This window comes from Leucobacter sp. Ag1 (genome assembly GCF_000980875.1).
GTDB lineage: Bacteria > Actinomycetota > Actinomycetes > Actinomycetales > Microbacteriaceae > Leucobacter > Leucobacter iarius.
Genome location: NZ_LAYO01000091.1, coordinates 40,169 through 60,679, shown reverse-complemented (window position 1 = coordinate 60,679; position 20,511 = coordinate 40,169). Strand labels below are relative to the sequence as shown.

Below are 20,511 nucleotides of genomic sequence, written 5' to 3'. Positions count from 1 at the left end.
GGACGTCGACACGCTCCTGGAGCTTCGGGCAGGATAGCCCGCGGGTATCATCGCGGTATAACCCGGGCGCCGCGTCGACTCTCACCATCGAGAGGACCCGAATGCACCTCTCTCGTGGGAGGAAAGGTGCTTTCGGGTCCTCTCGATGAGGTGCATGCAGGATCCAACCCAGACTCCGCGAGCACAAGCACGGCCGCAGGCGGGAGCGCACCCGCGCCCGAGGGCGCGCTCGCTCAGTCGAGGTCGATGGCCTCGGTCAGCCCCTGCAGCGGCCGCTGCGGGCCGAAGCGGGTCAGCGCGACGCTGAGCACGAGCGCGACCGCGATGCCGATGACCGGCGGGATCCCGAAGGAGAACTGGCCCGACACCCAGGCCGCCGCGCACGCCACGACGTAGACGCCGAGGTTCACCCAGTTGAAGCGCGGCAGCGCCTCGCCCTCGGGCATCTGCGTACGCCGCCAGCGGGCCAGGTAGTCGCCGATGATCACGCCGCCGAGCGGCGGGATGAACGTGCCGAGCAGGCCGAGGTACTGCGGCAGGTGCTCGTGCACGCCGACGAGCGCGAGCACGGTGCCGATGACGGAGCCGAAGATCACGAAGCGGGTCTTGCTCGGCCGGTTGAAGAGCTCGGCTCCCGCGACGCCGAACGAGTAGGCGGCGTCGGCGTTCGACTTCCACAGGTTGCCGAACAGCAGGAACAGGCCCCAGCCGATCATGCCGAGGTTGAACAGCACGAGCACGAAATCGCCCTCGCCGAAGGTGATCGCACCGATCGCGCCGAAGAAGATCATGAGGCCGTTGCCGACGAGGAAGCCGACGACGCAGGCGATCACGGCCTGGCCGCCGCTGCGGCCGAAGCGGGTCCAGTTGGGCGCCTGGGTTCCCGCCGAGACGAAGGTGCCGACGACCGCGGTGACGGCCACCGCGATGGGCATCGAGCCGTCGGGGTGGATCGCGGCGAGGCCCGCCCAGCCGCCGACCTCGTCGAGCGAGCGGAACATCACCCAGAACGCGAGGATCAGGATGAGCGGCGTCGAGATGAGCGAGACCCAGTACATGCCGCGGTAGCCGTACACGGCGGTCGCGCACATGAGCGCGCTGACGACGATCATGACCGCGGCCTTCGCGCCGTACGACTCCCAGCCGAAGGCCTGCGCGGTGAGCGCGCCGATGGTGCCGACGACCACGCCGTACCAGCCGATCTGGGTGCCGCCGAGCAGGATCGACGCGAGCTTCGATCCGCGGGTGCCGAGCGTGTACCGGGCCATCACGACCGTGGTGAGGCCGGTGCGGGCGCCGATCCAGCCGAGCACGGCGACGTAGGTGCCGAGCACGGCCGAGCCGAGCGCGATGACGACGAGCAGCTCGCTCAGCCCGAAGGCCTTGCCGAGCGCGGCGCCGGCGAGCATGGTCGGGGTGAAGATGGTGAAGCCGAGCAGCACCACCATGAGCGAGAAGAAGCCCTTGCGCGCGTGCGGCGGCACGGGCGTGACGGGGTAGTCGGGATCGATCGGCGTCGATCCCGGCTGCTCCGTCGTGGTCTGCTGCTCGTGAACGCTGCCGGCGCTCACGCGCGGGCCTCGCCGGCCGCGCCCTCGAGGTCGGCGGTCTCGACGCCGATGTCTTCCGCCCAGATCTCGGGGCGCTCGGTCATCATGCGGTTCATGAGGTCGACGCACGCGGCGTCGTCGGCGACGACGAGCTCGGTGCCCTTCGAACGCAGCCACTCCTCCGAGGCCTCGAAGCTGCGGTTCTCGCCGATCACGATGCGCGGGATGTCGTAGAGGATCGCGGTGCCGGCGCACATGGTGCAGGGCGACAGGGTCGTGTAGAGCACGCTGTTGCGGTAGACGCTCGCGGGGAGGCGCCCGGCGTTCTCGAGGCAGTCGGTCTCGCCGTGGCGGATCGCGCTGCCCATCTGCACGCGCCGGTTGCGGCCGACCGCGAGCACCTCGGGTCCGTTCTCGCCGAAGTGCACGAGCGCGGCGCCGATGGGCACGCCGCCCTCGTCCCAGCCGATCCTCGCCTGCTCGATCGCGAGGTCGAGGAATCGGCGGTCGTCTTCATTCAGCTGCATGCATCCCATCGTACCGGCCACGACCGGCCGCACCGGGCGCTCCGACGCGTCCCCGGATGCAGCAGAGCGCGATCACCGCGAAGGCCATGATGACGAAGTTGAACGGGCCGGCGAGGACGAGGAGCGCGTTCTGGGGACCGCTCGCGGCGACGTCGATGCCGCCGGTCGAGAGGAAGGTAGTGGGGTCGGTCAGGCCGTGGATGATGATCGGCCAGATGAGCGATCCGGTGACCCGCAGCACGAGGTACATGAGCACCCCGAAGGCGAACGCGTAGCCGATGGTGGCCAGTACGGTGCCGATCGGTTGGCCGGTCAGCAGGTTGACGGAGTGCAGCAGCGCGAACAGCGCGGAGGAGATCACGGCAACGACGATTTCGCCGTGCCCCGCGTCGCGCAGGATCTTCACCGCGATGCCGCGCGTGAGGAGCTCTTCGGTGAATCCGATGAGCAGGCCCGCGAGGAAGGTCAGCGGGACCACGCCCGCGGCGTACGAGCCGTAGTCGATGCCGATGAGGCGCAGCGCGATCGGCAGCAGCAGGATGACGACCGCGATCCACATCCACCGGCCGCCGCCGATCGGCTGCCGGCCGAACAGCGCGGGGAACCAGCGCAGCGAGGCGACGAACGCGACGAGCAGGATCGCGCCGACGATCAGCGGGGCGACGAGCGCGACGAGCACGCTCTGCGCGTTCGCGAAGGGATTCGGGTCGACGTCCGCGCCCCAGGCCAGTCCGAGGAGCAGGCTCACCCCCTCGTAGAGCGCCAGGTAGACCGCGGCCGCGAGCAGCGCCTTCCACCAACTCCCGCGGTTCCAGAATCCTGACCAGGCGCTCGTTCCGGCGCGCTCCCCCAGCTCGACCATCGCTCTCCCCCATCGACGCGTCATGGGCGGCAGCGCGCCGCCCGATGCGCTCAGAATAGCGAGCGCACAGGCGCCGCGGCGAGCATCGGATTCGCGACGTTCCGCGCGGTTACGCCCCGATGCCGCCGAAGGCGAGGCGGGCGGCGATCACGAGCATCGTCACGGCCACGACGCCGTCGAGGATCCGCCAGGACTTCGGCGTCGCGAAGAAGCGGGTGAGCGCGCGGGCGCCGTAGCCGATCAGCGCGAACCAGACGATGCTCGCGAGCGCGCCGCCGGCGACGAACCACCACTTGCCGGGGTCGCCTTGCGCGTTGCCGATCGAGCCCATGAGCACCATCGTGTCGAGGTAGACGTGCGGATTGAGCCAGGTGATCGCGAGGCAGGCGAGCACGGTGCGGCGCAGGGATCCCCCGCTGCCCTCGCCCGCGACGAGCACCTCGGGCCTGCGGGCGCGCTGGAACGCGGTCCAGGCGTACCAGAGCAGGAACAGCACGCCGCCCCAGCGCACGATCTCCAGCACGAGCGGCGCGCGCTCGACGACGAAGCCGATCCCGGCGACGCCCGCGAGCTCGAGCAGGGCGTCGGTGAGGCCGCAGATGAGCACGACGGGGAGCACGTGCTCGCGGCGGATGCCCTGGCGCAGCACGAACGCGTTCTGCGCGCCGATGGCCATGATGAGCGAGAGTCCGCTGCCGATGCCGACGAGGAAGGGAAGGATCATGGGGTCGACGCTAGGGCTGGGACCGTGCTCGACGCTACTTGAGCGCGCCTCATGATTCTCATGCTGCATCAGTATTGCTTAAGATGCAGGCATGGACCTCCCCGTCGAGCACCTGCGCACCTTCGCCGCGATCGTCGACGAGGGCAGCCTCGAGGGCGCGGCGCGGCAGCTGCACGTCACCCCGTCGGCCATCAGCCAGCGTCTCAGCGGCATGGAGCGCCGCACCGGGTCCGTGCTGCTGCAGCGCACCCGCCCCATCGCGGTGACGGAGGCCGGCGCCGCCGTGCTGCGCGCCGCGCGCCAGCTGGAGCGCATCGTCGACGACGTCGCGCGCGAGCTCTCGGGCGGCCCGAGCGGCGGCACCGTGATCCCGCTCGTCGTCAACGCGGACTCGCTCGCGACCTGGGTCGTGCCGGCGCTCGCCCGGGCGGCCCGCGAGACCGACGCGCGCTTCGAGGTGCTGCGCGCCGACGAGACCGTCTCGACCGAGCTGCTGCGCCGCGGCGCGGCGATGGCGGGCCTCACCTCGACCAAGGAGGCGGTGCCCGGGTGCAGCTCGACCCGCGTGGTCGTGGATCGCTACCTCGCCGTGGCCGAGCCCGGCTTCGCGGCGGAGCACTTCGCGGGCGGGCTCACCGCCGAGGCCCTGCGCCTCGCACCGCAGATCGAGTTCGACCGGCACGACGTGTTCCAGCAGCGCTTCATCCGTCGGCACACGCGCGCACCCATCAGTCCGCCCCGGCACTTCATCCCGTCGTCGGCCGAGTTCCTGCAGGCGATCGAGCTCGGCATGGGCTGGGGCATGGTGCCCGAGCTGCAGTGCCGCGACGCCATCGCCGACGGCCGCGTGGTCGAGCTCGATCCGGGCCGGCCCGTCGCCCTGCCGCTCTACTGGCAGCGCTGGAACCTGCGCTCCCCCGTGCTCGACCGGCTGAGCGCGATCATCGCGGAGGAGGCCGCGGCGGCGCTCGGATCGCAGGCGAGCACCGCACCGGGCAACGCATCGGGCACCGCCCGATAGCCTGGCCGCATGACCGGAGTGCTCGAGGGGTTCGCACTGATCCTCGGCGTGATCGGCATCGGATACCTGGCCGGCCGCCTCGGGGTGGTGCGCGGCGAGCAGCGGCTCACGCTCAACCGGGTGGCGTTCTTCGTCGCGACGCCGGCGCTCATGTTCACGGTGCTCCACCGGAGCGACATCTCGGTGCTGCGCTCGCCCGTGATCCTCGTCACGACGGTCGCGGCGCTCGTCGTCGCGGCGGCGTTCATCGTCATCTCGCGCGTCTGGTTCCCGCGGGACCTCGCCACGACCACGCTCGCCGCCACGGGATCGGGCTACGTCAACTCCAACAACCTCGGCCTGCCGGTCGCCGTCTACATCCTCGGCGACGCGGCCTACGTGGCCCCGCTCATCATCGTGCAGCTCGCGCTGTACGCACCGGTGATCCTGTCGATCCTCGATTCGACCCGCGCCGGACGCCCCCGCGGATCGGGGGCCCGCGGCGTGCTGGTCGCGGTGGGCCGGGCGTTCACCAACCCGATCATCATCGCCTGCCTCGCCGGGGTGCTGTGCGCACTGTTCGCCGTGCCCGTTCCGAAGATCGTGCTCGCCCCGCTCGAGATGATCGGCGGGGCCGCGATCCCGATGGTGCTGCTGAGCTTCGGCATCTCGTTGCACGGTCAGCGCGCGCTGCAGCCGGGCACGGGCGTGCGGCTCGTGCTCGTGTCGACCGCGCTCAAGGTGCTCGCGATGCCGCTCGTCGCGTGGGGGCTCGGCACCGCGATCGGGCTTCCGCCCCACCAGCTGTTCGTCGCGACCGTCATCGCGGCGCTGCCGACCGCGCAGAACGTCTACAACTACGTGCAGCGCCTAGTTCATTGGCATTCCGGGCAATTTCGGCCCCTCAGTCCGCACTCAGTCCGCAGGAGTTTCGGCGGGGTCCGGTTCGGGTGATGCGGCACGGTCCAGGATCGCGGCTGCGACGACGGACCGCGACGCTTCGTCCTTGTCCGGGAACATGTGCCCGTACGTGTCGAGGGTGGTCTTCGCCGAGGCGTGACGGACGCGATGCTGCACGGTCTTGATGTCGAGGCCGGCAGCGATGAGGAGCGATGCGAAGTAGTGGCGGAGGTCATGGAAGCGGAACCCTTCTGGCAGGTCGGGCACCTTCTCCCGAGCTGCGCGGAACACCTCTTCGAAGCGGCGCTTCGAGATCGCTTGCCCTTGCTCGCCCCGCACGAACGGCAGCGAGGATCCTTCGTCGACACCCTCCGTCAGCATGACCACGAGTTCCTTGGGTACCGGGATCGGGATCAGCGAGTGCTCGGTCTTGAGCGGCTCGGCGGGGTACTGGACGCACTGCCGCAAGACGTTCTCGGCAGCATCGAGGTGCTCGGGGCGGAACACGACGACCTCGCCGGCGCGTAGCCCGCCGAACGCGCCCAGCAGGATGCCCTTGCGGACGTTCTCCGGCATCGCCTCATACAGGGCCCACACCTGGGCCGTCGTCGCGACGTGCGGCCGCTGACGACCCATCGGGGGCGACGTGCGGCGACTCGTGGGGCTCTTCGTGAGGATCCCGTCATGCACTGCGTCGTTGCAGAGCTGCGCGAGCCGGGAGTGGAGGGCGTAGATCGTGTTCGCCGCGAGGCCTTCGTCCTGCATGGCGACGATCCACTCGAGCACGTCGGAGGGCTTCAGCGCCCGCAGCTGTCGATCGCCGAAGCGCTTCTTGATCCGCACCAGATGCGTCTTCGCCTGCCGGACGGTGGACGCGCGGTGCCGCTCGTAGCCCTTGATCCACTGATCGCACCAGTCCGCGACCGTAAGGTTTCGGCGCGACGGTTCCACCCAGTCATCACGGGTGAGCGCTGCGAGCTCCTGTTCGACCCAGTGCTGAGCCGATTCGCCCGGGCTGCGTGGGTTGTTCTTGAACTTGAAGTGCCGGACGTGTTCCTTGCCGGAGTGGTCGCGGTATCGAGCACGCCACTTCCCGTTCGGTCGCTGCTTGATGGATGCCATTCGTTTCGATCTTCGCTTCGCTTCACCGCAGGAAGCGAAGCTTCCTGGTTAAGGAGTAGGAGTAGGAGAGGGGAAATACCCCTGGCGCTGCCCCCCGTTTGGGGTTTCGTCAGGGGTTACTTCAAGGGTTTCACCAGGGCCAAGCGCATGAGCTAGGCGACCAGCAGGCCGCAGGTGGTGCGTGTACGCCGCTTCGGCTGCCGGTCCTGTGCCTCGCGCCATTCGCTGTACGCGATGAACTGGCCGCGGGTGAGGCCGAGTTCGAGGCAGATGCGGTCGTAGTCGGCGAGGCTTGCGATGAGGGCGGCCCATTCGTCGGGGTTGGTGATGCGGAGCGCCGAGTGGAGGTTCGCGCGCGCTTCATTGCGCGGGTGGTGCCCTCCCGGGTCTTCGTTCTCGGCGTGGCTGCACTCGTGGCCGAGGACTGGCCGGACGACGTGCGCCGGCACCTTGGGGTCGAGCAGGACCTTGCGCTCTTCTGGAACCCAGAGCGCGGCGTGCTTCTTGAGCGGGCGCAGTTCGAGTTCGACGCCCATGCGAGCGAGGTGATCCACGGGGTCGTATGCGGGGTCGTACTGGGGTTCGTTCATGGTGGCTCCTTCCGGAAATTGGGTGCAGTCGATCGAGCCAGGTGTCGCATCTGCGACACCTGAGCTGGAATGCGGGTGGCTACCTACGGGGTGTGGTCCTCGGGCCAGTCTTCGTTCGGGTGGGCGGCGTACCTGCCCTCCCACTCGTCCTCAACGTTTTCCGGGATCTTCGCATCATCCCCCACACCCATGACAATCTTCAGGTGCCTGTCTGGCTTCGGGCCCGCCGCAGCCAGAGCGTCAGCATCGAGAGGCTCCGTCAGCACCGATCCAGCAGAGCCTTGCGCGGCCCGATTCATGATCTCGCGCGCCAGCTCGAAGTCCGTCGCCGCATGAAGCGCACCGCGGGCACCAGACCGACTCGCTTCGTCTGCGGTGATGAATCCCCCGGCAACGAGAGCGTCGAGCACGTCGATGCCGAATGCCCTCGCGATCGCGACAACCACCGAGGCCGAAAGCTCCGAGTCCCCGTTGAGCTGACGCCCCACTCGAGTGTGGTTGAGGTCAGCCGCTCGGGCCATCTCTCGAACGCTGGCCCCGGTGGAACGCTCCAAGAAGTCCTTGATCGCTGTACGCATACCCAAATCCTGGTGCATTTTTGCATCAGCGTCAACCCCGGATCCCCGCAAAATCAACACATCGCGGTGAATCTTTGCAGGATCGGCGGTTTGAACTTGCAACACGCCGCGCTGTGTTGCAGAATCAATACACCAAGCGGCAAAAACAATACAGATTGGAGGTCGCGAGATGGCAGCTCGGCTCCAGCTCCGACAGGGAATCATCGACCGACTCCGAGAGTCGAGGGGCATCCCCTCGGAGGAGGTCATGGCACGAATGATCGGAGTCGACAGGGGGACGCTTCGTCGAGTCGTCAATGGCGCTCAGCCGTCGGGGACCTTCGTCGCAAACGCCTCGGTTGCCTTCGGCATGGGAATCGGGGAACTGTTCGAGGTCGTCGTAGGAGCTCGCGCCGCCGCCTGAAGCTACCCGCGCTGCAACGCGGGGCTGACAAGAACTAGGAGTCCGAGATGGAGCACACGGGTCTCATGACCACGATCCCGCTCGCATTCGTGATCGCCGCCGGCGCATGGGCGCTCTGGCACGACACAAAGGAAAAGGCCCGGGGCTGCAACCACCGGGCCGGAGACAAGTAACTAGGAGTCCACATGTCTGACAACCACGATAGCACGAGCCTCACGCTCGTGAGAAGCACCGACCCCGAGACCAGCAGCGAAGCCGCGAAGTCGGTGAACCTCGGCCGCTCGATCGACTACGTGTACGACACCCTGCACCGGTTCGGGCCGTTCGCCGATCACGAGCTGGTCGAGTTCCACGAGACCGACCGCACCGGGATCGCGATCTACGGTCGCTTCTCGCCGCAGCGGATCCGCACGGCACGGGCGACACTCACGCAACGCGGCGACGTCGAGCCGACCGGCGAGTACACCCTGACACCTTCCGGTCGCCGAGCACGGATCTGGCGGACGACAGCGAAGCGGAAGGCCGTCCAGGAGCAGCCCAAGAAGGCGGCGTGATGGCAGTCGGCGAGATCCCTGAGCTGCTGACGCTGAAGGAGACCGCCGAGCTGCTCCGCAAGTCCGAGGCCCAGTTGCGGTGGATGGTCCACAGCACGACCGCCCCGCCTTCAGCGCTCATCGGCGGACGCCGCATGTTCCGCCGCTCAGACGTCGCGGCCTTCATCGAAGCCGCGTTCGACACCCACAACCCAACGACTGCCGAGGAGGCATCATGACCAGCACGACGACCGCTGACCGCACCTGGACCCCGACCCCGCTCGACGACCTCAAGGACTTCTACTCGCTCTCCGCAGATCGCATCGGGTTCGCTCTCGACTTCCTCGGTGCGACGCACGAGATCTACTCGGACGAAACTTCCGAGCTGGGCATGCTCGAAGAGGTTCAGGCCACAGCTGCCCGTGCCCTCGCCAAGTACATCCCCGGCATGAACGTCGATGACCGGACCGGGCTCGTCACCTTCGACAACGACGAGGCTCGGCAGGCGGCAAACACCTACGACGACGGCACGCCGGTCGAGAAGCGCCTCGAGTTCGAGGACGTCAAGGGTCTCTCTTTCACCTACCGTCCCCGTCACGACAAGATGCCGTGGGGTGAGTTCCTGGAGTGGGCGCGAGAGCACGCCGAGAAGTGGAAGGCTGAGCAGCACGACCGATACGCCAGTGCCGGCGAGCTCGGGATCGAGTACGTCGGCATCGAAGACGAGCCGTTCCAGCTGCACCTCGGGGATGACGCGCACGCCGCGTTGGACCGCGCTCAGGTGAAAGTGCTTCGGGATGGTCTCACCCGGATCCTCGCAACACAGGCGCGAGCGGGTGAAGCTACCGAGTCCGAAGCTGGTGGGGCATGGGCGCATGCTGAGGAGATCTCCGGCGGGCAGGGCTTCGTGTACGTCGCCACCTTCTACGGCGGCGAGAACGGGAAGCCCGGAGTCGTCATCCAGTCCAATACCGGCACCGCGCCTAGGCCGGTTGAGATGAGCCCCTTCGAGGCACGCCACCTTGCCGCGCTCATCCTCGAGCGTGCCGATGCTGCCGAGCACAAGCAGCACCAGTGGACGAGCGAGCAGTAACCGCTTCCGGCACGGTGTGGGCGGTCGCCAGGGCCTTCGGGTCACGCGACGCGGCGACTGCCCACACGGTCGAGGAGGCCGAGGACCAGCAGGTCGACGAGCAGGTCCGCCGTCGACTCACGAACAAGGAAATCCGGGACGCCATGCGCCCCTCGTTCAGATAGGAGCCGACATGCTCACCTACCTCCGATCCACGATCACCCTGCGGCGAGCGCGGCGGCGAGCGCTGGCAGCGTTCGCCGATGACCTGATCGGTCGTCCCGCTGGGTCGAGCGTCGCGCACCTGGTGCGGGCGCAGCGTGCTGGCGAACAGGCCCGGGTCGCTGCGGTGCTGGCTCGGATCGAGTCGGGCACGGAGACGATGCGCGACATGGCGGGTTCGGTGACGTTGCCGAACGGGATCAGGAAGCGGTGGGGCTACCTCACCGATGACGAGATCGACAGCCTGCGGCGAGCGCAGGCGTACTAACCACCTCGGGCGGCTGCAACCGCCCCAACCTCAAGGAGTCCACGATGACCACCACCCTGTCCCCCGAGCGCCTCGCACTCCCCGAGCTCGGCGACTGGTGCGCGCAGGTGCGCACCTTGCACGACGAGAACGCTCGCCCGATCACCAGCCCGGAGGATCCGCGCGCTGTGACGATGCAGACCGGGTACCGCGACGCCGAGGAAACCGTCCGGTACGCGACCTACCGAGCGCTGCGAGACATCGAGTCCGAGCCTGACCGTGCGGGCGAGACGTTCTTCGAGCACTGGGTCGAGCTGCCCGCTCCCCCGTTCCAGGGGCCGGCATGGGCCGAGAGCCACTCGTACACGATGGCGTGGCCGCAGGTCACGGTCGACTTCGAGTCCGCCCCCATCGAGGTGGGTGACGCCACGGCGTATCTCACGCAGTCCTGGACGATCCAGGTCGCGGACAAGGAGTACGCGCACGGCCCGGAGCTCGCTTGCTCGGTCTGGGATTCGACCCCGTGCGTGCAGGTCGTGACGGATGAGGAGTCGACGCTGGTCGTCTACGAGGCGTCCGGTGAACTGCTCCGTCAGGTCGCGGGTGCGATGCTGCTCGCTGCGGAGAAGCTCGGGGGTGAGAACTGATGGGTGCAACGTTGACCGTTGAGTCCGGCCAGCAGGATCGCCTGCGGCCGTTTGTGCCGAACCTTGAGGCAACGGACGAGGCTCGCGCCTGGGCGGCTGCAACGCTCGCCGACCTTCCGACCGTGGTCACGTTCCGCGACGATCTCCACGTTCAGGTCGAGCAGGACGCAGAGGGGCGCTTCTTTCGAAAGGCGTTCGCGATCGCCTGCTCGCCGAGCGAGACGATGAGGTTCAACATCAACATGTTCTCCGGTGCCGGACCCGATGACCTCGCGCGAGCACACCGGGTCATTGCCCGCGCGAAGGACGGCGTGTTCAATGCTGACTTCTGGCTCCCGCGCGATGGAGGGCGATGGGTCAACAAGCTCTGGTGGGCGTTCGACCCCGACAAGCTGCACCCGGGCGAGCTGCGGCCCTGCATGGTTCCGGGTTGCCTCGCCGACTTCCACGAGTGGCGAGACGATGAGTTCCAGGATCATCACCACCTTGAGCCCATCGTGACCGACCAGTATCGCGTCCTCGGCGAGAACTGGGGCGACGGCTGGAAGGCGAACTTCATCGACGAGATCGACTGCGAGGGTCCGGCGGGGCTGAAGCTACTGCGCGACCTCGTGAACGACTACGCCTGGATGCAGGCCGAGTGTGACAAGCTCAACGCCGCCGCGGAGGTGAGCGACCGATGAGCGAGAACAAGACCGCGAAGAGCCTCGGCCACACTCTCGGGCACCTGCGGTTGACCGCGCGCATGACCATCGCCGAAGCGAGCGACGTCTTCGGATGCGAACCGGCGCAGCTCGAGGCGATCGAGAAGGGCGAGCACACCCCCAGCCTGCTCGCGACTCACCAGCTCACCGCCATCTACGCCCGGAAGATCATCGCCGGGCACAAGCCCGAGACTCTCGAGCAGAATCCTCCCGCCCGGAAGTGGGAGACGCTCCCCTGCGCTGTGCGCGGCTGCTCTGACGGCTTCCACCGGTGGGCCGACAGCGAGCAGGACGACACCTGCTGCTGTATCCGCATCGGCGACAAGGCCCGCCGCGGGAACGACGCATGGCTCGTGGCCGGGTATCTCGACCGCGAGACCGGGATCTGGGAAGCGTACGCCGACGACATCGACCTCGGCCGCTTGACCGGTGCCGCGGGGCTCGTGACGCTCGAGCGGTTCGTCACCGCGTACCGGGCCGTGCAGCAGCACTGCGACCACCTGAACGAGCTGAACAGCCGCGCCGAGCTCGGCCACTTCCGAGGAGGCTCCCATGTCGAAGCCTGAGCAGGCCACAGCACGCATGTTCCTCGGCTTCATGAAGGCCGACCTCGAGCGGATGCGCGCCGAGCGCGAGCACTACTTCACCGGGCTCGCACCGACCTACATTGCCGCCGCCGAGCGTGCCGGCCTCACCCCCGAAGAGATCGCCGAGGAGAGCGGTCTCACCATCGACGAGATCAAGACCCTCACCGAAACGGAGAACACCCATGACTAAGCGTTTCAAGCTCCCCAAGAACATCCACTCCTGCGACGGCATCGTCGGAAGCATCGGAGGTGCGGATGCCGCCGCGGCCATCGGACTCTGGGCGATCGCCGGATCCTGGGCGCGCAAGCAGGACACCGGCGGATACCTCGATGGCCGGATGCTGAAGCACTGGCGGATCCCGACCGGGGCCGTGCAGGTGCTGGTCGCCACCGGTGTCCTCACGCCTCTGAAGGGCGAATCAGGCCAGCTGACCGGTGACTACCAACTCACCAACTGGAACGACTGACCATGCCCGACGAACACGATCGCGCAGAAGGAGACGAGAGTCACGATGAAGGAGGAAACTGAGTTGGCTAGGTCGTACGCGAACATCCGCATCAACATGTGGAGCGACGAGGACTGGCGGAACATTTCGGGTGCTGCGAAGCTGCTCTACATCACCCTGCTCTGCCACGACACCCTCAACTACGCCGGCGTCGCAGACTGGCGGCCGGGCAAGTTCGCCCCGCTGATTGACCCGAACTGGACAGCCGAGGACGTTCGCAACGCTGCCGCTGAGCTGGAGCGCGCATTCTTCGTTGTGATCAGCGAGGAGTCCGAGGAGATCCTGATCCGGTCGTTCCTGAAGCACGACGGGCTCATGAAGCAGCCGAAGATGGCTCAGGCGATGACAACCGCGTTCGCGAGCATCGCGTCGCTCGAACTCCGACAGGTACTCGCCTTCGAGGTGCAGAAGCTCCGAAACAACAACCCCGACATGCCCTGCTGGGGAAACGATGGGATAGAAGCGGTGCTTCGGCACTCGGCGTTCGACGTCCAGGGCACCGCTACAGCGGATACCTCTGCGGAAACCCCTGCCGTAGCCCTTGTGGCAACCCCTCCGGCTGGGCCTGGCGCTGCCCCTACGACGGAGCTGGATGCCCCGTTCCCCGACGACGGGCCAAAGTTGCGGTCGACGGCCCTGCCGAAAGACTGGGCCCCGACCGCGAGCCACTTTGAGCTCGCACGTAGCAGGAACGTGGATATCCAGGCCGAGGCCGAGGCGTTCAGACTGCACGCTGAAACCCATGACCGGAGGGCGGCGCGTTGGAACGCGGCCTTCACGACGTGGCTCAAGAAGGCGAAGCCATCAGCCGGAAAGGTCCGCAACGACGACTGGATGTTCCGGGGGCGTGACTCGTGACCGGGACTACCGCTGAGCGCAACCTCATCGCGTCGATCCTCGCCAGGCCCCGGCTCTGGCGCATGTCGGAAGGACTGGTGAACCGGCAGGACTTCTCCGACGACCGGCTCGGCATCATCTACGAGCAGATGTGCCAGACCGCCGCTGCCGGCGGCTCAGTCGGGCCGGTCGAGGTCGTCGAGCGTTTCCCGGAGTGGGGCATCCGAGGCATCGACTTCGCCGAGGTCATCTCCTGGGAGACCCCGGAGACCTACGCCCACGGGGTCGACGGCTACGCACGCGCGGTGCGGTCGGATGCGCTCCGCCGCACCGCGGCCGACGTCGGCCAGTACCTCATCGGGCAGTCGCGCGACGCCGGCACCGCGCCCGCCGAGATCCTGACGAAGGCGCGCGGCCTGCTCGAAGGCGCGATCGACGGATCCGCGACGGGCCAGCTGCAGCCGAAGCCGCTCGGCGAGATCCTCGCGGGCTCAGACTCATACGACTGGGTGATCCCGGATCTCCTCGAGCGGCAGGACCGTCTCATCCTCACGGGTGCCGAGGGTGCGGGCAAGACGACCTTCGCGCGCCAGATCTGCGTCATGGCTGCGGCCGGCCTGCACCCGCTCTACCGCGACGTCGACGTTTCGACCGGGCGGCGGACAGCGCAGCTGATCCCCGAGCCCGCGCGCGTGCTCGTCGTTGACGCAGAGAACACGGAGAAGCAGTGGCGGCGCGCGACCCGCTTCACCGCGCGCCGCGCGAAGGAGGAAGGCGCACTCGACCCCGCGAACGAGGTCATGGTGGTCGCCGGGCACCGGATCGACGTCACCCGCGGATCCCACCTCGGCGAGATCCACCGCATGATCGACCAGTACAAGCCCGATCTGCTCTACATCGGGCCGCTCTACAAGATCACGCACGGTGCGATCCAGACCGACGACGACGCGGCCCCGCTGCTCGTCGCCCTCGACTCGCTGCGCGAGCGCGGCGTCGCGCTCATCATGGAGGCCCACGCTTCGAAGGGCGACGGAACCACCACCCGTGACCTCCGCCCGCGCGGATCCGCTGCGCTGATGGGATGGCCGGAGTTCGGCTTCGGCCTGCACCCGCTCGGTGAGGACGCACCCGATGATGTCGAGCTCAAGCGCTGGCGCGGCGACCGAGACGAACGCGGCTGGCCCCGCCGCCTTACTCGCGGCCGCGACTGGCCCTGGGAGCTGCACTGATGAACGACAAGACGAAGGAAACGACGAACATGAGCCCCTTCACCCCGACCCCGCAGCTCGCCCGAGCGTGGTACTGCGCCGGTGCCGCTCAGCACGACGGTCTCGACCCGGCCAGGCTGCCCCATGAACAGCACGAACGGATCCACGGCGAGTTCGACCGGATGCTCGCTGAGGAACGCCGCGCCGCAGGCGCAAAGGCGCTGCGCGACGCTGCAGACGCGCACGAGCAGGAGTTCGGCGAACGCGCGCCCGGCGTGACCCTGTCGACGCCCGCGAGCCGCTGGCTACGTGGGCACGCCGAACGTAACTAAACGAAGGAGACGGACGCATGACGACCAGCAACCACCGCCGCGACGTGATCGACGCGATCCGCGGACCAGCACCCGAGGGATTCCCCGAGAGCGCCGGGCACTACCGCGCGCTCGCGATCCTCGCCGCCGACCTGCTCGAGACAGCCGAGAAGGAGGACGCTGCCAGGGCCCGGGACGCTGCGCACCCCGAGTACGTGCCCGAGGCCGTCACCGATGCCGCGTTCGAGTCGCAGGCGAGTTGGTGGAAGCCCGGCGACGAACCGTTGCAGGGCGTGCTCGTGCCGCAGATGATCGAGCAGATCGCCGAGGCTGCCTACCGATCCACCGTCGCGCATCTTGCAGCCGCCCAACAGGAAGGAGAGCCCCTGTGACCGCGGTCGACGAGCTCCCACCCGAGGAGACGATGGAGATGCTCGGCGGACCGCTCGACGGGATCCTGCAGCCGCTCGCGTGGGAGAACGACGGGCCCGCCGAGGTCATCGCGCTGTTCACCGCGAAGCGCCCGCCGGAGGGCACCGACTTCGACCCGAAGGAGGCGGCGTTCAACGTCGCCGAGTACCAGCTGGCCGGACTGCACACGGTCTCGCGGCGCTGGATCTACGTCCCCCGCCGCTGACAGAACGAGGGCCCCGCACCGGCTGATCGGTGCGGGGCCCTCGTGCTGCTACTGGCGGCGGGAAACGGATACCACGGCAGCGAGCGCGGCGCGGACCGTATCCGCGGGAACGTCGACCGAGATTCCGTCGAGGCGGTTGTCGTTGCCGGTGTAGTCGGTCACGGTCATGCCGTCGAGCTCGGAGACAACTGCCGGGTTGTGGCTCGTGCTCACAGGGTTGAGCGTGACGAGGTGTCCGGCGGCTTCGACTGCGGGGATGAGGTGCTCGCGGACGAGCTGAACCAGGGCGTCGTTGAGCGTCTCCTTCGTGTGGCCCTCCATGATGGCCTCGGCATCGCCTACCTGGCGGTAGATGATGTCGCCGTCCTCGAAACCCCACTTGTTGAGCAGCGAGGGTGCGTCGAGCGTGATCGTCTGCATGATGGTCAGCCTACTTCCAGTTTCCGCGGCCAGGGCGGGCCGCATTCCAGGTGTCGATCGTTTCCGGCAGCCAGCCCCGCGTCGTGCCGGTCATCGCGTCCGGCTCGGGCAGGGTGTACCGCGACAGCGTGCCGACCGCCACGCCGATGCGCTCGGCGACCTCGGCGCGGCTCAGGTACCGGATCACTTCCGGTCCGCCTTGCGGATGCCGGTGAACACGACGATGCCGGCGGCGACGACCGCGAGGCCGGCCGCGATCGGCGCGCTGCCGATCGTGAGCGCGGCGACGCCGAGCATCAGCGCCGCGGCGACGAGATTCAATGCGTTCATGGTGCTTCCCGTGGGATCATCGACCTTGGAGGGATCGGAGCCAGCTGCTATGGCTCCGATCCCTCTCAGCCTATTCCTTCCGCTTGCGCTTCCGGGGCCAGGCCTTCAGCAGTGCAGCCACCGAGGTGATGAGCGCTGCCGCCGCGAGCATGAGCTTCGCGAGGCTGTCGATGATGTGATCCACGTTTCCTCCTTTCTTCATGTCTCTATAATACACACTATCGGATGTGTTTGCAAGCGGTCTTGAAACGCGAAATCGCCCCCGCTCCACCGAAGTGGAACGGGGGCGAAGTAGGTCACTCGCGAGCTGCGGCGATTCGGCGCTCTCGCCGAGTGCCTGGCCCAGGCGCATAGCTCGGAGTGCGCGGCGAGCCGAGCAGCCATTCGAGCTTCGGCCAGCGATCGCCGAACCGTCGCACGAGCCAGTAGTAGAGCGCGACGATGCCAGCGGTCACGACCGACTGCACGATGACGAGCACCGAGACGCCGACCATGCCGGCCTCGGCGAAGATGCCGTCGAGCCACGCAATCGCCGCGGCGACCGTGGGCACCGCGGCAATGAGGCGGGCGAGCAGCACGCCGACGAATGCGGGTGTGAAGGTCCGGATCATGCCGGCGGCCTTGTCCTTCTGTTCCATCAGGGGTCCTTTCTGGGGTCCATCGTGTCTTCGATGCGGTCGGCGAGCTCCCGGTCGGCGCGCTCCTGCTCGCGCGACCACTCGGCCGACCATGCGAGATGCGTCGCGAGCTGCTGGCCCTGCCCGTCAACACGGTCCTCGACGCGGCCGATCTGCTTCTGCAGGCCGGTCATGCCGGTCATGATCTCCTCGTGCCGCCGGTCCTGCTCGTCGCGCATGATGATCGGCGTCCCGTCCGGGTGGCGGTGGTCGTTCTCGACCTGCGCGCGCACGCGCTCGAGCGTCGATTCGAGGCCCGGCATCTTGTCGAGCTTCTCGTCGATAGCCTTGAGCTTCCGGTCGAGCCCGATCAGGGTGTTCACCGCGTTCACGAAAGCAGTGATCTTCTTCCAGAGCAGCACGACCATGCCGAGGAACACGAGCGCGACGGAGACCCAGGCGAGGGAGGCCGCGATCGTCACGTCGCCGAACAGGACCGCGCCCTGGTCCTCGGTCATCGGTCCTTGCCTGCGAGCGCGACCGACAGGCGGGTCGCCTGCGCCTGGATCGCCATGTACCCGGCCCGGTCGGTCGAGGACGTCTCGCCGCCGAGCCCGCGGGCGTGAGTGCGCGCCCAGGCGGTGCCGGTCGCCACGTCCGTGGTGACCTCGTAGCCGCGGAACACGGTCACCTTGCCATCGGCGCGCTTCGCGCCGGGGGCAAGGTCGGCTCCGATGTCGGGGTGCGCGCGGGTCCACTCGGGGGCGGGGCCGGTGCGGCGGTGAACGGTGGGCTTCATGTCGTCCTCCTCGGGAGTGAGTTTCTGCGACGCTCGGAGCGTCTTGGTCTTGGCGCTGTTGACGGTCCCGGCGGTGAGCGCGCGAGGGCGCAGGTAGCCGAGGAGTCCGTCGGTGATGAGGTCGGCGATCTGCACCGCGCCCGGGTTCTGGGTGAGGCAGCGCAGCATGCGCGGTCGTGGCGCGTCGAGCACGATCGCGACGTGCGAGTCCCGATACCAGGCGGAGCCGAGCTCCCAGAACGCGACGTCCCCGGGGCGGGGTGCCGCGCCGGGGCCGAGTACTTCGAACCACTTCGTCAGTCCGGCGCGGGCGTGGTGGTAGACGTCGCACGCGAACCAGACGTGCGGCCCATCCCCGAACGCTTCGGTGTAGGTGGCCCAGGACGGGACGCCGAGGCACTGTGTCGCGTAGTGGGACCAGAGGTCCCAGCACTGCGCGCCGACCTGGCCGTCGACGTCGATGTAGTCGCCGCGCACGCGCGCGACGTAAGCGCCGAGGTTCGGCGCGCGAGAGGTAGCCATGCGTGGCCCTTCTATGCAGGAGCCCCGCTCGGGGCAGGACTCGGTTCGGTGATCGTGATCGGTGGGCAATCGGGGGCGTGGGCCACGTCGGTGATTTCGACCTGGCATTCCCCGCAGGTTGCGATGTCGCCGTGCGGCATGGTGAAGGTGATGCCATCGTTGGCGCAGTCGGGCGTGCGGCAGGTGATCTGGTCCATGTCGGCTCCTAGGGGTTCTGCTGGGAGGCGTGCCAGCCGATGCCCGCGGGGGCGGCAGCGCCACTGGTGAAGTTGTCGACGCGGATCTGGCAGCCGTTCACGGTCCGGTTGAGGATCGCGACGGACAGGCGGCTCGCGTCGTACGGGGTGGCCTGCACGTCGGGAACCTTCGTGAACGCGCCGGACGGAAAGGTGACGTTGAGCGTCGCGCCGCCACCGGCCGCGATCGTGCTGCTCAGCGCCGCGACGCCGGAGCAGTCCGCGAACGGCAGGTAGCGGGTCACGACATGGCCGCTGCGTCGGACCGCGAACACCTGCCGGTTCTCGGCCGTCATGTTCGACTGGATCCAGGCGACTGCCTGGGACTCGAACGTCGCGTCCCCGTGCTGCATGGCGAAGTAGGTGTGAGCGACCGCGGTCGGATTCGCGCCGTCGCCGCCCCCGAAGTACGCGCGATTGTTCGGCTGGTTGTAGGCGGTGAAGCCGCCGAGCAGCTGCACCTCGTTGTTGTAGGGCGACTTGATCCGCATCATGCCGCCGGCGCGGCCGGTGATGACCGCCCTCGTGCCCTGCAGCTCGACCCGAACCCGGTCGCCGACGACGAGGCCGGAGAGCGTCGTCAGGGGCGTGCCGAGCAGGGCAGCTTCGTCGCCGTCGAGACGGATCCGCAGCGCGCCCACCTCGGTGACGGTCGCCCACCGGAACGCGGGAGCCGCGGCGGCGCGGGCGCGGGCCGCGTCCACGCGATCGGACAGCTCGTCCCAGTCGCGGCCGAAGCCGTCGAGCGGATCCTGGGGTTCGACCATCAGAGCTCCCTCCACTGGGCTTCGCAGAGCGCCTCGAGGTCGAGGCCGATCCGCATCGACTGCACGCTCGCGGTCGTCTGGTGGCCGTCGCTGTCGAACGTCACGACGTCGTTCGGGTCGATCGGGATCAGCAGGTGGCTGACCGTGATCGACGCGACCGGTGCCATGCGGTCGGCGAGGCGACGTTCGGCGAGCGCTTTCGCGGCAGCCTCGTCTTCGACCTCGGCGGTCTCGCCGTCTGCGATCCAGCGATCGCCGCGGGCCTGGTAGCTGAACGGGGAGTTCGGGTCCTCGTTCTTCGCGACCCCGACGATCGCTTCCTCGTCCTCGGAGCCCGACGTCGTGACGGTGTACTTGTTCGGCACGCCGGAGAGGTCTTGGCCTCGCCCCCAGTCGGGTTCATGGATCGACGTCTCGCCCTCGGTGAAGTCCCAGACCGGCTGCCGATCCTTGGGGTTCACGTAGGGCTCGACACGGAACTGGCCCTCGCGGTCCACCCAGAGCGCCCAGTACCCGATCGCGTCGAGCAGGTCGTTGATGATCGACAGCTTCGACGTGTTCGCCTCCCACACGCGCTGCGACTTCAGCAGCGCGGCGGATGGCGTGACCGTGAACCGCGTCTCGCCCGCGGACTCGATCAAGGCCTGCACGGCCGCGACGACCGGCGTGCCCTCCGCGAGGGAGTAGGTCGCGTCGACCTTGTCCTCGTCGAGGATCGCGAGCTTCGTCGCGAGCTCGACGTCCCAGATCACGGGCCCGTCCGAGTGCTTCTCGTTCGGCGAGGCGAAGATGTAGACGCCCCACGACCACGGCTCGACCCCGGAGATCCCGGGGTCGTAGCGGAAGCGGCAGCGGTGCTGCAGCCAGTTGATGCCCTGCCCGCGGTCGACGATCGTGAGCTGCGCGCTGCCGCGCAGTTGCGTGGTCGCGTCCCGGGTGATCTCGCCGTCCTCGACGCCCTCGAGCGTCTTGAGGGTGGCGTCGTCCTTGTCGAGCAGGTCGATCAGCCAGCGGGGGCGGCGATGCCCGGAGAGGAGTTCCTTGTCCATGCCG

33 protein-coding genes are annotated in these 20,511 nt (G+C 68.2%); 17 read left to right on the top strand and 16 right to left on the bottom strand.

Features of this window, described 5'->3' with window-relative positions:
* Window positions 1-233: 233 nt before the first annotated feature.
* The 4 genes from codB to XM48_RS07685 form a co-directional block, all read right to left on the bottom strand.
* Window positions 234-1,571: a cytosine permease gene (codB, locus tag XM48_RS07700; RefSeq protein ID WP_046455213.1), complete on the bottom strand. Its 1,338-nt coding sequence runs from the start codon at window positions 1,569-1,571 to the stop codon at window positions 234-236.
* Window positions 1,568-2,077 carry a nucleoside deaminase gene (locus XM48_RS07695; RefSeq protein ID WP_046455229.1) on the bottom strand — a complete coding sequence of 170 codons (510 nt, stop codon included), beginning with the start codon at window positions 2,075-2,077 and terminating at the stop codon, window positions 1,568-1,570. The genes codB and XM48_RS07695 overlap by 4 nt, the downstream gene beginning before the upstream one ends.
* Window positions 2,064-2,939, bottom strand: coding sequence for a CPBP family intramembrane glutamic endopeptidase (locus XM48_RS07690; RefSeq protein WP_231580835.1), 876 nt, complete (start codon window positions 2,937-2,939; stop codon window positions 2,064-2,066). The genes XM48_RS07695 and XM48_RS07690 overlap by 14 nt, the downstream gene beginning before the upstream one ends.
* A 109-nt stretch (window positions 2,940-3,048) precedes the next feature.
* Window positions 3,049-3,663 (bottom strand): LysE/ArgO family amino acid transporter, encoded by a 615-nt coding sequence (locus XM48_RS07685; RefSeq protein ID WP_046455212.1) that lies wholly within the window; start codon window positions 3,661-3,663, stop codon window positions 3,049-3,051.
* A gap of 91 nt (window positions 3,664-3,754) precedes the next feature.
* On the opposite strand from XM48_RS07685, the gene XM48_RS07680 reads away from it, so the two are divergent.
* Both XM48_RS07680 and XM48_RS07675 read left to right on the top strand, forming a co-directional pair.
* On the top strand, window positions 3,755-4,684 hold the full coding sequence (locus XM48_RS07680; RefSeq protein WP_046455211.1) for a LysR family transcriptional regulator ArgP: 930 nt from the start codon (window positions 3,755-3,757) through the stop codon (window positions 4,682-4,684).
* A gap of 9 nt (window positions 4,685-4,693) precedes the next feature.
* Entirely contained in the window at window positions 4,694-5,617 is a 924-nt protein-coding gene (locus XM48_RS07675) for an AEC family transporter (protein WP_052961370.1), read from the top strand.
* Here XM48_RS07675 and XM48_RS07670 read toward each other — a convergent pair.
* The 3 genes from XM48_RS07670 to XM48_RS07660 form a co-directional block, all read right to left on the bottom strand.
* Window positions 5,579-6,685, bottom strand: coding sequence for a site-specific integrase (locus XM48_RS07670; protein ID WP_046455210.1), 1,107 nt, complete (start codon window positions 6,683-6,685; stop codon window positions 5,579-5,581). The genes XM48_RS07675 and XM48_RS07670 overlap by 39 nt on opposite strands.
* Window positions 6,686-6,837: 152 nt before the next feature.
* The gene (locus tag XM48_RS07665) at window positions 6,838-7,275 is read right to left on the bottom strand and encodes a hypothetical protein (protein WP_046455209.1); all 438 of its coding nucleotides are present in this window, start codon (window positions 7,273-7,275) and stop codon (window positions 6,838-6,840) included.
* An 83-nt stretch (window positions 7,276-7,358) separates the two neighbouring features.
* Window positions 7,359-7,958 carry a helix-turn-helix domain-containing protein gene (locus XM48_RS07660; RefSeq protein ID WP_156174974.1) on the bottom strand — a complete coding sequence of 200 codons (600 nt, stop codon included), beginning with the start codon at window positions 7,956-7,958 and terminating at the stop codon, window positions 7,359-7,361.
* Window positions 7,959-8,303: 345 nt separating this feature from the next.
* Between XM48_RS07660 and XM48_RS18590 the strand changes: the two genes are divergently transcribed.
* The 15 genes from XM48_RS18590 to XM48_RS07585 all read left to right on the top strand — a co-directional run bounded on the left by XM48_RS18590 (window position 8,304) and on the right by XM48_RS07585 (window position 15,767).
* Window positions 8,304-8,429 carry a hypothetical protein gene (locus XM48_RS18590; protein ID WP_255350849.1) on the top strand — a complete coding sequence of 42 codons (126 nt, stop codon included), beginning with the start codon at window positions 8,304-8,306 and terminating at the stop codon, window positions 8,427-8,429.
* Window positions 8,430-8,441: 12 nt separating this feature from the next.
* Window positions 8,442-8,810, top strand: a complete 369-nt coding sequence (locus XM48_RS07650; protein WP_046455206.1) for a hypothetical protein — start codon at window positions 8,442-8,444, stop codon at window positions 8,808-8,810.
* On the top strand, window positions 8,810-9,028 hold the full coding sequence (locus tag XM48_RS07645; RefSeq protein WP_046455205.1) for a helix-turn-helix domain-containing protein: 219 nt from the start codon (window positions 8,810-8,812) through the stop codon (window positions 9,026-9,028). Before XM48_RS07650 ends, XM48_RS07645 begins: the two co-directional genes overlap by 1 nt.
* Window positions 9,025-9,882: a hypothetical protein gene (locus tag XM48_RS07640; protein WP_046455204.1), complete on the top strand. Its 858-nt coding sequence runs from the start codon at window positions 9,025-9,027 to the stop codon at window positions 9,880-9,882. The genes XM48_RS07645 and XM48_RS07640 overlap by 4 nt, the downstream gene beginning before the upstream one ends.
* 172 nt (window positions 9,883-10,054) lie before the next feature.
* Window positions 10,055-10,351, top strand: a complete 297-nt coding sequence (locus tag XM48_RS07635; RefSeq protein WP_046455203.1) for a hypothetical protein — start codon at window positions 10,055-10,057, stop codon at window positions 10,349-10,351.
* A 44-nt stretch (window positions 10,352-10,395) separates the two neighbouring features.
* On the top strand, window positions 10,396-10,977 hold the full coding sequence (locus XM48_RS07630) for a hypothetical protein (RefSeq protein WP_046455202.1): 582 nt from the start codon (window positions 10,396-10,398) through the stop codon (window positions 10,975-10,977).
* Between the two features lie 11 nt (window positions 10,978-10,988).
* The gene (locus XM48_RS07625; RefSeq protein ID WP_156174973.1) at window positions 10,989-11,660 is read left to right on the top strand and encodes a hypothetical protein; all 672 of its coding nucleotides are present in this window, start codon (window positions 10,989-10,991) and stop codon (window positions 11,658-11,660) included.
* Complete coding sequence (locus tag XM48_RS07620; protein WP_046455200.1) at window positions 11,657-12,247, top strand: helix-turn-helix domain-containing protein; 591 nt, start codon at window positions 11,657-11,659, stop codon at window positions 12,245-12,247. Before XM48_RS07625 ends, XM48_RS07620 begins: the two co-directional genes overlap by 4 nt.
* Window positions 12,234-12,458 carry a hypothetical protein gene (locus XM48_RS07615; RefSeq protein WP_046455199.1) on the top strand — a complete coding sequence of 75 codons (225 nt, stop codon included), beginning with the start codon at window positions 12,234-12,236 and terminating at the stop codon, window positions 12,456-12,458. Before XM48_RS07620 ends, XM48_RS07615 begins: the two co-directional genes overlap by 14 nt.
* Window positions 12,451-12,735 carry a hypothetical protein gene (locus tag XM48_RS07610; protein ID WP_046455198.1) on the top strand — a complete coding sequence of 95 codons (285 nt, stop codon included), beginning with the start codon at window positions 12,451-12,453 and terminating at the stop codon, window positions 12,733-12,735. Before XM48_RS07615 ends, XM48_RS07610 begins: the two co-directional genes overlap by 8 nt.
* Window positions 12,736-12,780: 45 nt before the next feature.
* Window positions 12,781-13,632, top strand: a complete 852-nt coding sequence (locus XM48_RS07605; protein ID WP_046455197.1) for a hypothetical protein — start codon at window positions 12,781-12,783, stop codon at window positions 13,630-13,632.
* Complete coding sequence (locus tag XM48_RS16915; RefSeq protein WP_052961368.1) at window positions 13,629-14,840, top strand: AAA family ATPase; 1,212 nt, start codon at window positions 13,629-13,631, stop codon at window positions 14,838-14,840. The genes XM48_RS07605 and XM48_RS16915 overlap by 4 nt, the downstream gene beginning before the upstream one ends.
* Window positions 14,840-15,151 carry a hypothetical protein gene (locus XM48_RS07595; protein ID WP_046455196.1) on the top strand — a complete coding sequence of 104 codons (312 nt, stop codon included), beginning with the start codon at window positions 14,840-14,842 and terminating at the stop codon, window positions 15,149-15,151. The genes XM48_RS16915 and XM48_RS07595 overlap by 1 nt, the downstream gene beginning before the upstream one ends.
* A 17-nt stretch (window positions 15,152-15,168) precedes the next feature.
* The gene (locus XM48_RS07590) at window positions 15,169-15,522 is read left to right on the top strand and encodes a hypothetical protein (RefSeq protein ID WP_046455195.1); all 354 of its coding nucleotides are present in this window, start codon (window positions 15,169-15,171) and stop codon (window positions 15,520-15,522) included.
* Entirely contained in the window at window positions 15,519-15,767 is a 249-nt protein-coding gene (locus tag XM48_RS07585) for a hypothetical protein (protein ID WP_046455194.1), read from the top strand. The genes XM48_RS07590 and XM48_RS07585 overlap by 4 nt, the downstream gene beginning before the upstream one ends.
* 48 nt (window positions 15,768-15,815) lie before the next feature.
* Here XM48_RS07585 and XM48_RS07580 read toward each other — a convergent pair whose 3' ends face one another.
* From XM48_RS07580 to XM48_RS07550, 9 genes are all read right to left on the bottom strand, one after another.
* Window positions 15,816-16,187, bottom strand: a complete 372-nt coding sequence (locus XM48_RS07580) for a hypothetical protein (protein WP_046455193.1) — start codon at window positions 16,185-16,187, stop codon at window positions 15,816-15,818.
* 10 nt (window positions 16,188-16,197) lie between these two features.
* The gene (locus XM48_RS17865) at window positions 16,198-16,374 is read right to left on the bottom strand and encodes an AlpA family transcriptional regulator (protein ID WP_156174972.1); all 177 of its coding nucleotides are present in this window, start codon (window positions 16,372-16,374) and stop codon (window positions 16,198-16,200) included.
* A complete protein-coding gene (locus tag XM48_RS17860; RefSeq protein WP_156174971.1) occupies window positions 16,371-16,517 on the bottom strand; it encodes a hypothetical protein in 147 nt (48 codons plus the stop codon). The genes XM48_RS17865 and XM48_RS17860 overlap by 4 nt, the downstream gene beginning before the upstream one ends.
* Window positions 16,518-16,813: 296 nt before the next feature.
* Complete coding sequence (locus XM48_RS07575; protein WP_052961367.1) at window positions 16,814-17,155, bottom strand: hypothetical protein; 342 nt, start codon at window positions 17,153-17,155, stop codon at window positions 16,814-16,816.
* The gene (locus XM48_RS07570) at window positions 17,155-17,652 is read right to left on the bottom strand and encodes a hypothetical protein (protein ID WP_046455192.1); all 498 of its coding nucleotides are present in this window, start codon (window positions 17,650-17,652) and stop codon (window positions 17,155-17,157) included. Before XM48_RS07570 ends, XM48_RS07575 begins: the two co-directional genes overlap by 1 nt.
* Complete coding sequence (locus XM48_RS07565) at window positions 17,649-18,455, bottom strand: hypothetical protein (RefSeq protein WP_046455191.1); 807 nt, start codon at window positions 18,453-18,455, stop codon at window positions 17,649-17,651. Before XM48_RS07565 ends, XM48_RS07570 begins: the two co-directional genes overlap by 4 nt.
* Before the next feature lie 11 nt (window positions 18,456-18,466).
* Window positions 18,467-18,652 carry a hypothetical protein gene (locus tag XM48_RS07560; RefSeq protein WP_046455190.1) on the bottom strand — a complete coding sequence of 62 codons (186 nt, stop codon included), beginning with the start codon at window positions 18,650-18,652 and terminating at the stop codon, window positions 18,467-18,469.
* 8 nt (window positions 18,653-18,660) lie between these two features.
* Entirely contained in the window at window positions 18,661-19,458 is a 798-nt protein-coding gene (locus tag XM48_RS16910; protein ID WP_052961366.1) for a hypothetical protein, read from the bottom strand.
* Window positions 19,458-20,507, bottom strand: coding sequence for a hypothetical protein (locus XM48_RS07550; protein WP_046455189.1), 1,050 nt, complete (start codon window positions 20,505-20,507; stop codon window positions 19,458-19,460). The genes XM48_RS16910 and XM48_RS07550 overlap by 1 nt, the downstream gene beginning before the upstream one ends.
* Window positions 20,508-20,511: the final 4 nt, after the last annotated feature.

Bases quoted from the DNA above. Each gene is read 5' to 3' on its own strand.
- XM48_RS07695 (WP_046455229.1), bottom strand. From the start codon at position 2,077: ATGCAGCTGAATGAAGACGACCGCCGATTCCTCGACCTCGCGATCGAG.
- XM48_RS07690 (WP_231580835.1), bottom strand. From the start codon at position 2,939: ATGGTCGAGCTGGGGGAGCGCGCCGGAACGAGCGCCTGGTCAGGATTC.
- XM48_RS07685 (WP_046455212.1), bottom strand. From the start codon at position 3,663: ATGATCCTTCCCTTCCTCGTCGGCATCGGCAGCGGACTCTCGCTCATC.
- XM48_RS07680 (WP_046455211.1), top strand. From the start codon at position 3,755: ATGGACCTCCCCGTCGAGCACCTGCGCACCTTCGCCGCGATCGTCGAC.
- XM48_RS07675 (WP_052961370.1), top strand. From the start codon at position 4,694: ATGACCGGAGTGCTCGAGGGGTTCGCACTGATCCTCGGCGTGATCGGC.
- XM48_RS07670 (WP_046455210.1), bottom strand. From the start codon at position 6,685: ATGGCATCCATCAAGCAGCGACCGAACGGGAAGTGGCGTGCTCGATAC.
- XM48_RS07665 (WP_046455209.1), bottom strand. From the start codon at position 7,275: ATGAACGAACCCCAGTACGACCCCGCATACGACCCCGTGGATCACCTC.
- XM48_RS18590 (WP_255350849.1), top strand. From the start codon at position 8,304: ATGGAGCACACGGGTCTCATGACCACGATCCCGCTCGCATTCGTGATC.
- XM48_RS07650 (WP_046455206.1), top strand. From the start codon at position 8,442: ATGTCTGACAACCACGATAGCACGAGCCTCACGCTCGTGAGAAGCACC.
- XM48_RS07645 (WP_046455205.1), top strand. From the start codon at position 8,810: ATGGCAGTCGGCGAGATCCCTGAGCTGCTGACGCTGAAGGAGACCGCC.
- XM48_RS07640 (WP_046455204.1), top strand. From the start codon at position 9,025: ATGACCAGCACGACGACCGCTGACCGCACCTGGACCCCGACCCCGCTC.
- XM48_RS07635 (WP_046455203.1), top strand. From the start codon at position 10,055: ATGCTCACCTACCTCCGATCCACGATCACCCTGCGGCGAGCGCGGCGG.
- XM48_RS07630 (WP_046455202.1), top strand. From the start codon at position 10,396: ATGACCACCACCCTGTCCCCCGAGCGCCTCGCACTCCCCGAGCTCGGC.
- XM48_RS07620 (WP_046455200.1), top strand. From the start codon at position 11,657: ATGAGCGAGAACAAGACCGCGAAGAGCCTCGGCCACACTCTCGGGCAC.
- XM48_RS07615 (WP_046455199.1), top strand. From the start codon at position 12,234: ATGTCGAAGCCTGAGCAGGCCACAGCACGCATGTTCCTCGGCTTCATG.
- XM48_RS07610 (WP_046455198.1), top strand. From the start codon at position 12,451: ATGACTAAGCGTTTCAAGCTCCCCAAGAACATCCACTCCTGCGACGGC.
- XM48_RS07605 (WP_046455197.1), top strand. From the start codon at position 12,781: ATGAAGGAGGAAACTGAGTTGGCTAGGTCGTACGCGAACATCCGCATC.
- XM48_RS07595 (WP_046455196.1), top strand. From the start codon at position 14,840: ATGAACGACAAGACGAAGGAAACGACGAACATGAGCCCCTTCACCCCG.
- XM48_RS07590 (WP_046455195.1), top strand. From the start codon at position 15,169: ATGACGACCAGCAACCACCGCCGCGACGTGATCGACGCGATCCGCGGA.
- XM48_RS07580 (WP_046455193.1), bottom strand. From the start codon at position 16,187: ATGCAGACGATCACGCTCGACGCACCCTCGCTGCTCAACAAGTGGGGT.
- XM48_RS17860 (WP_156174971.1), bottom strand. From the start codon at position 16,517: ATGAACGCATTGAATCTCGTCGCCGCGGCGCTGATGCTCGGCGTCGCC.
- XM48_RS07575 (WP_052961367.1), bottom strand. From the start codon at position 17,155: ATGGAACAGAAGGACAAGGCCGCCGGCATGATCCGGACCTTCACACCC.
- XM48_RS07570 (WP_046455192.1), bottom strand. From the start codon at position 17,652: ATGACCGAGGACCAGGGCGCGGTCCTGTTCGGCGACGTGACGATCGCG.
- XM48_RS07565 (WP_046455191.1), bottom strand. From the start codon at position 18,455: ATGGCTACCTCTCGCGCGCCGAACCTCGGCGCTTACGTCGCGCGCGTG.
- XM48_RS07560 (WP_046455190.1), bottom strand. From the start codon at position 18,652: ATGGACCAGATCACCTGCCGCACGCCCGACTGCGCCAACGATGGCATC.
- XM48_RS16910 (WP_052961366.1), bottom strand. From the start codon at position 19,458: ATGGTCGAACCCCAGGATCCGCTCGACGGCTTCGGCCGCGACTGGGAC.
- XM48_RS07550 (WP_046455189.1), bottom strand. From the start codon at position 20,507: ATGGACAAGGAACTCCTCTCCGGGCATCGCCGCCCCCGCTGGCTGATC.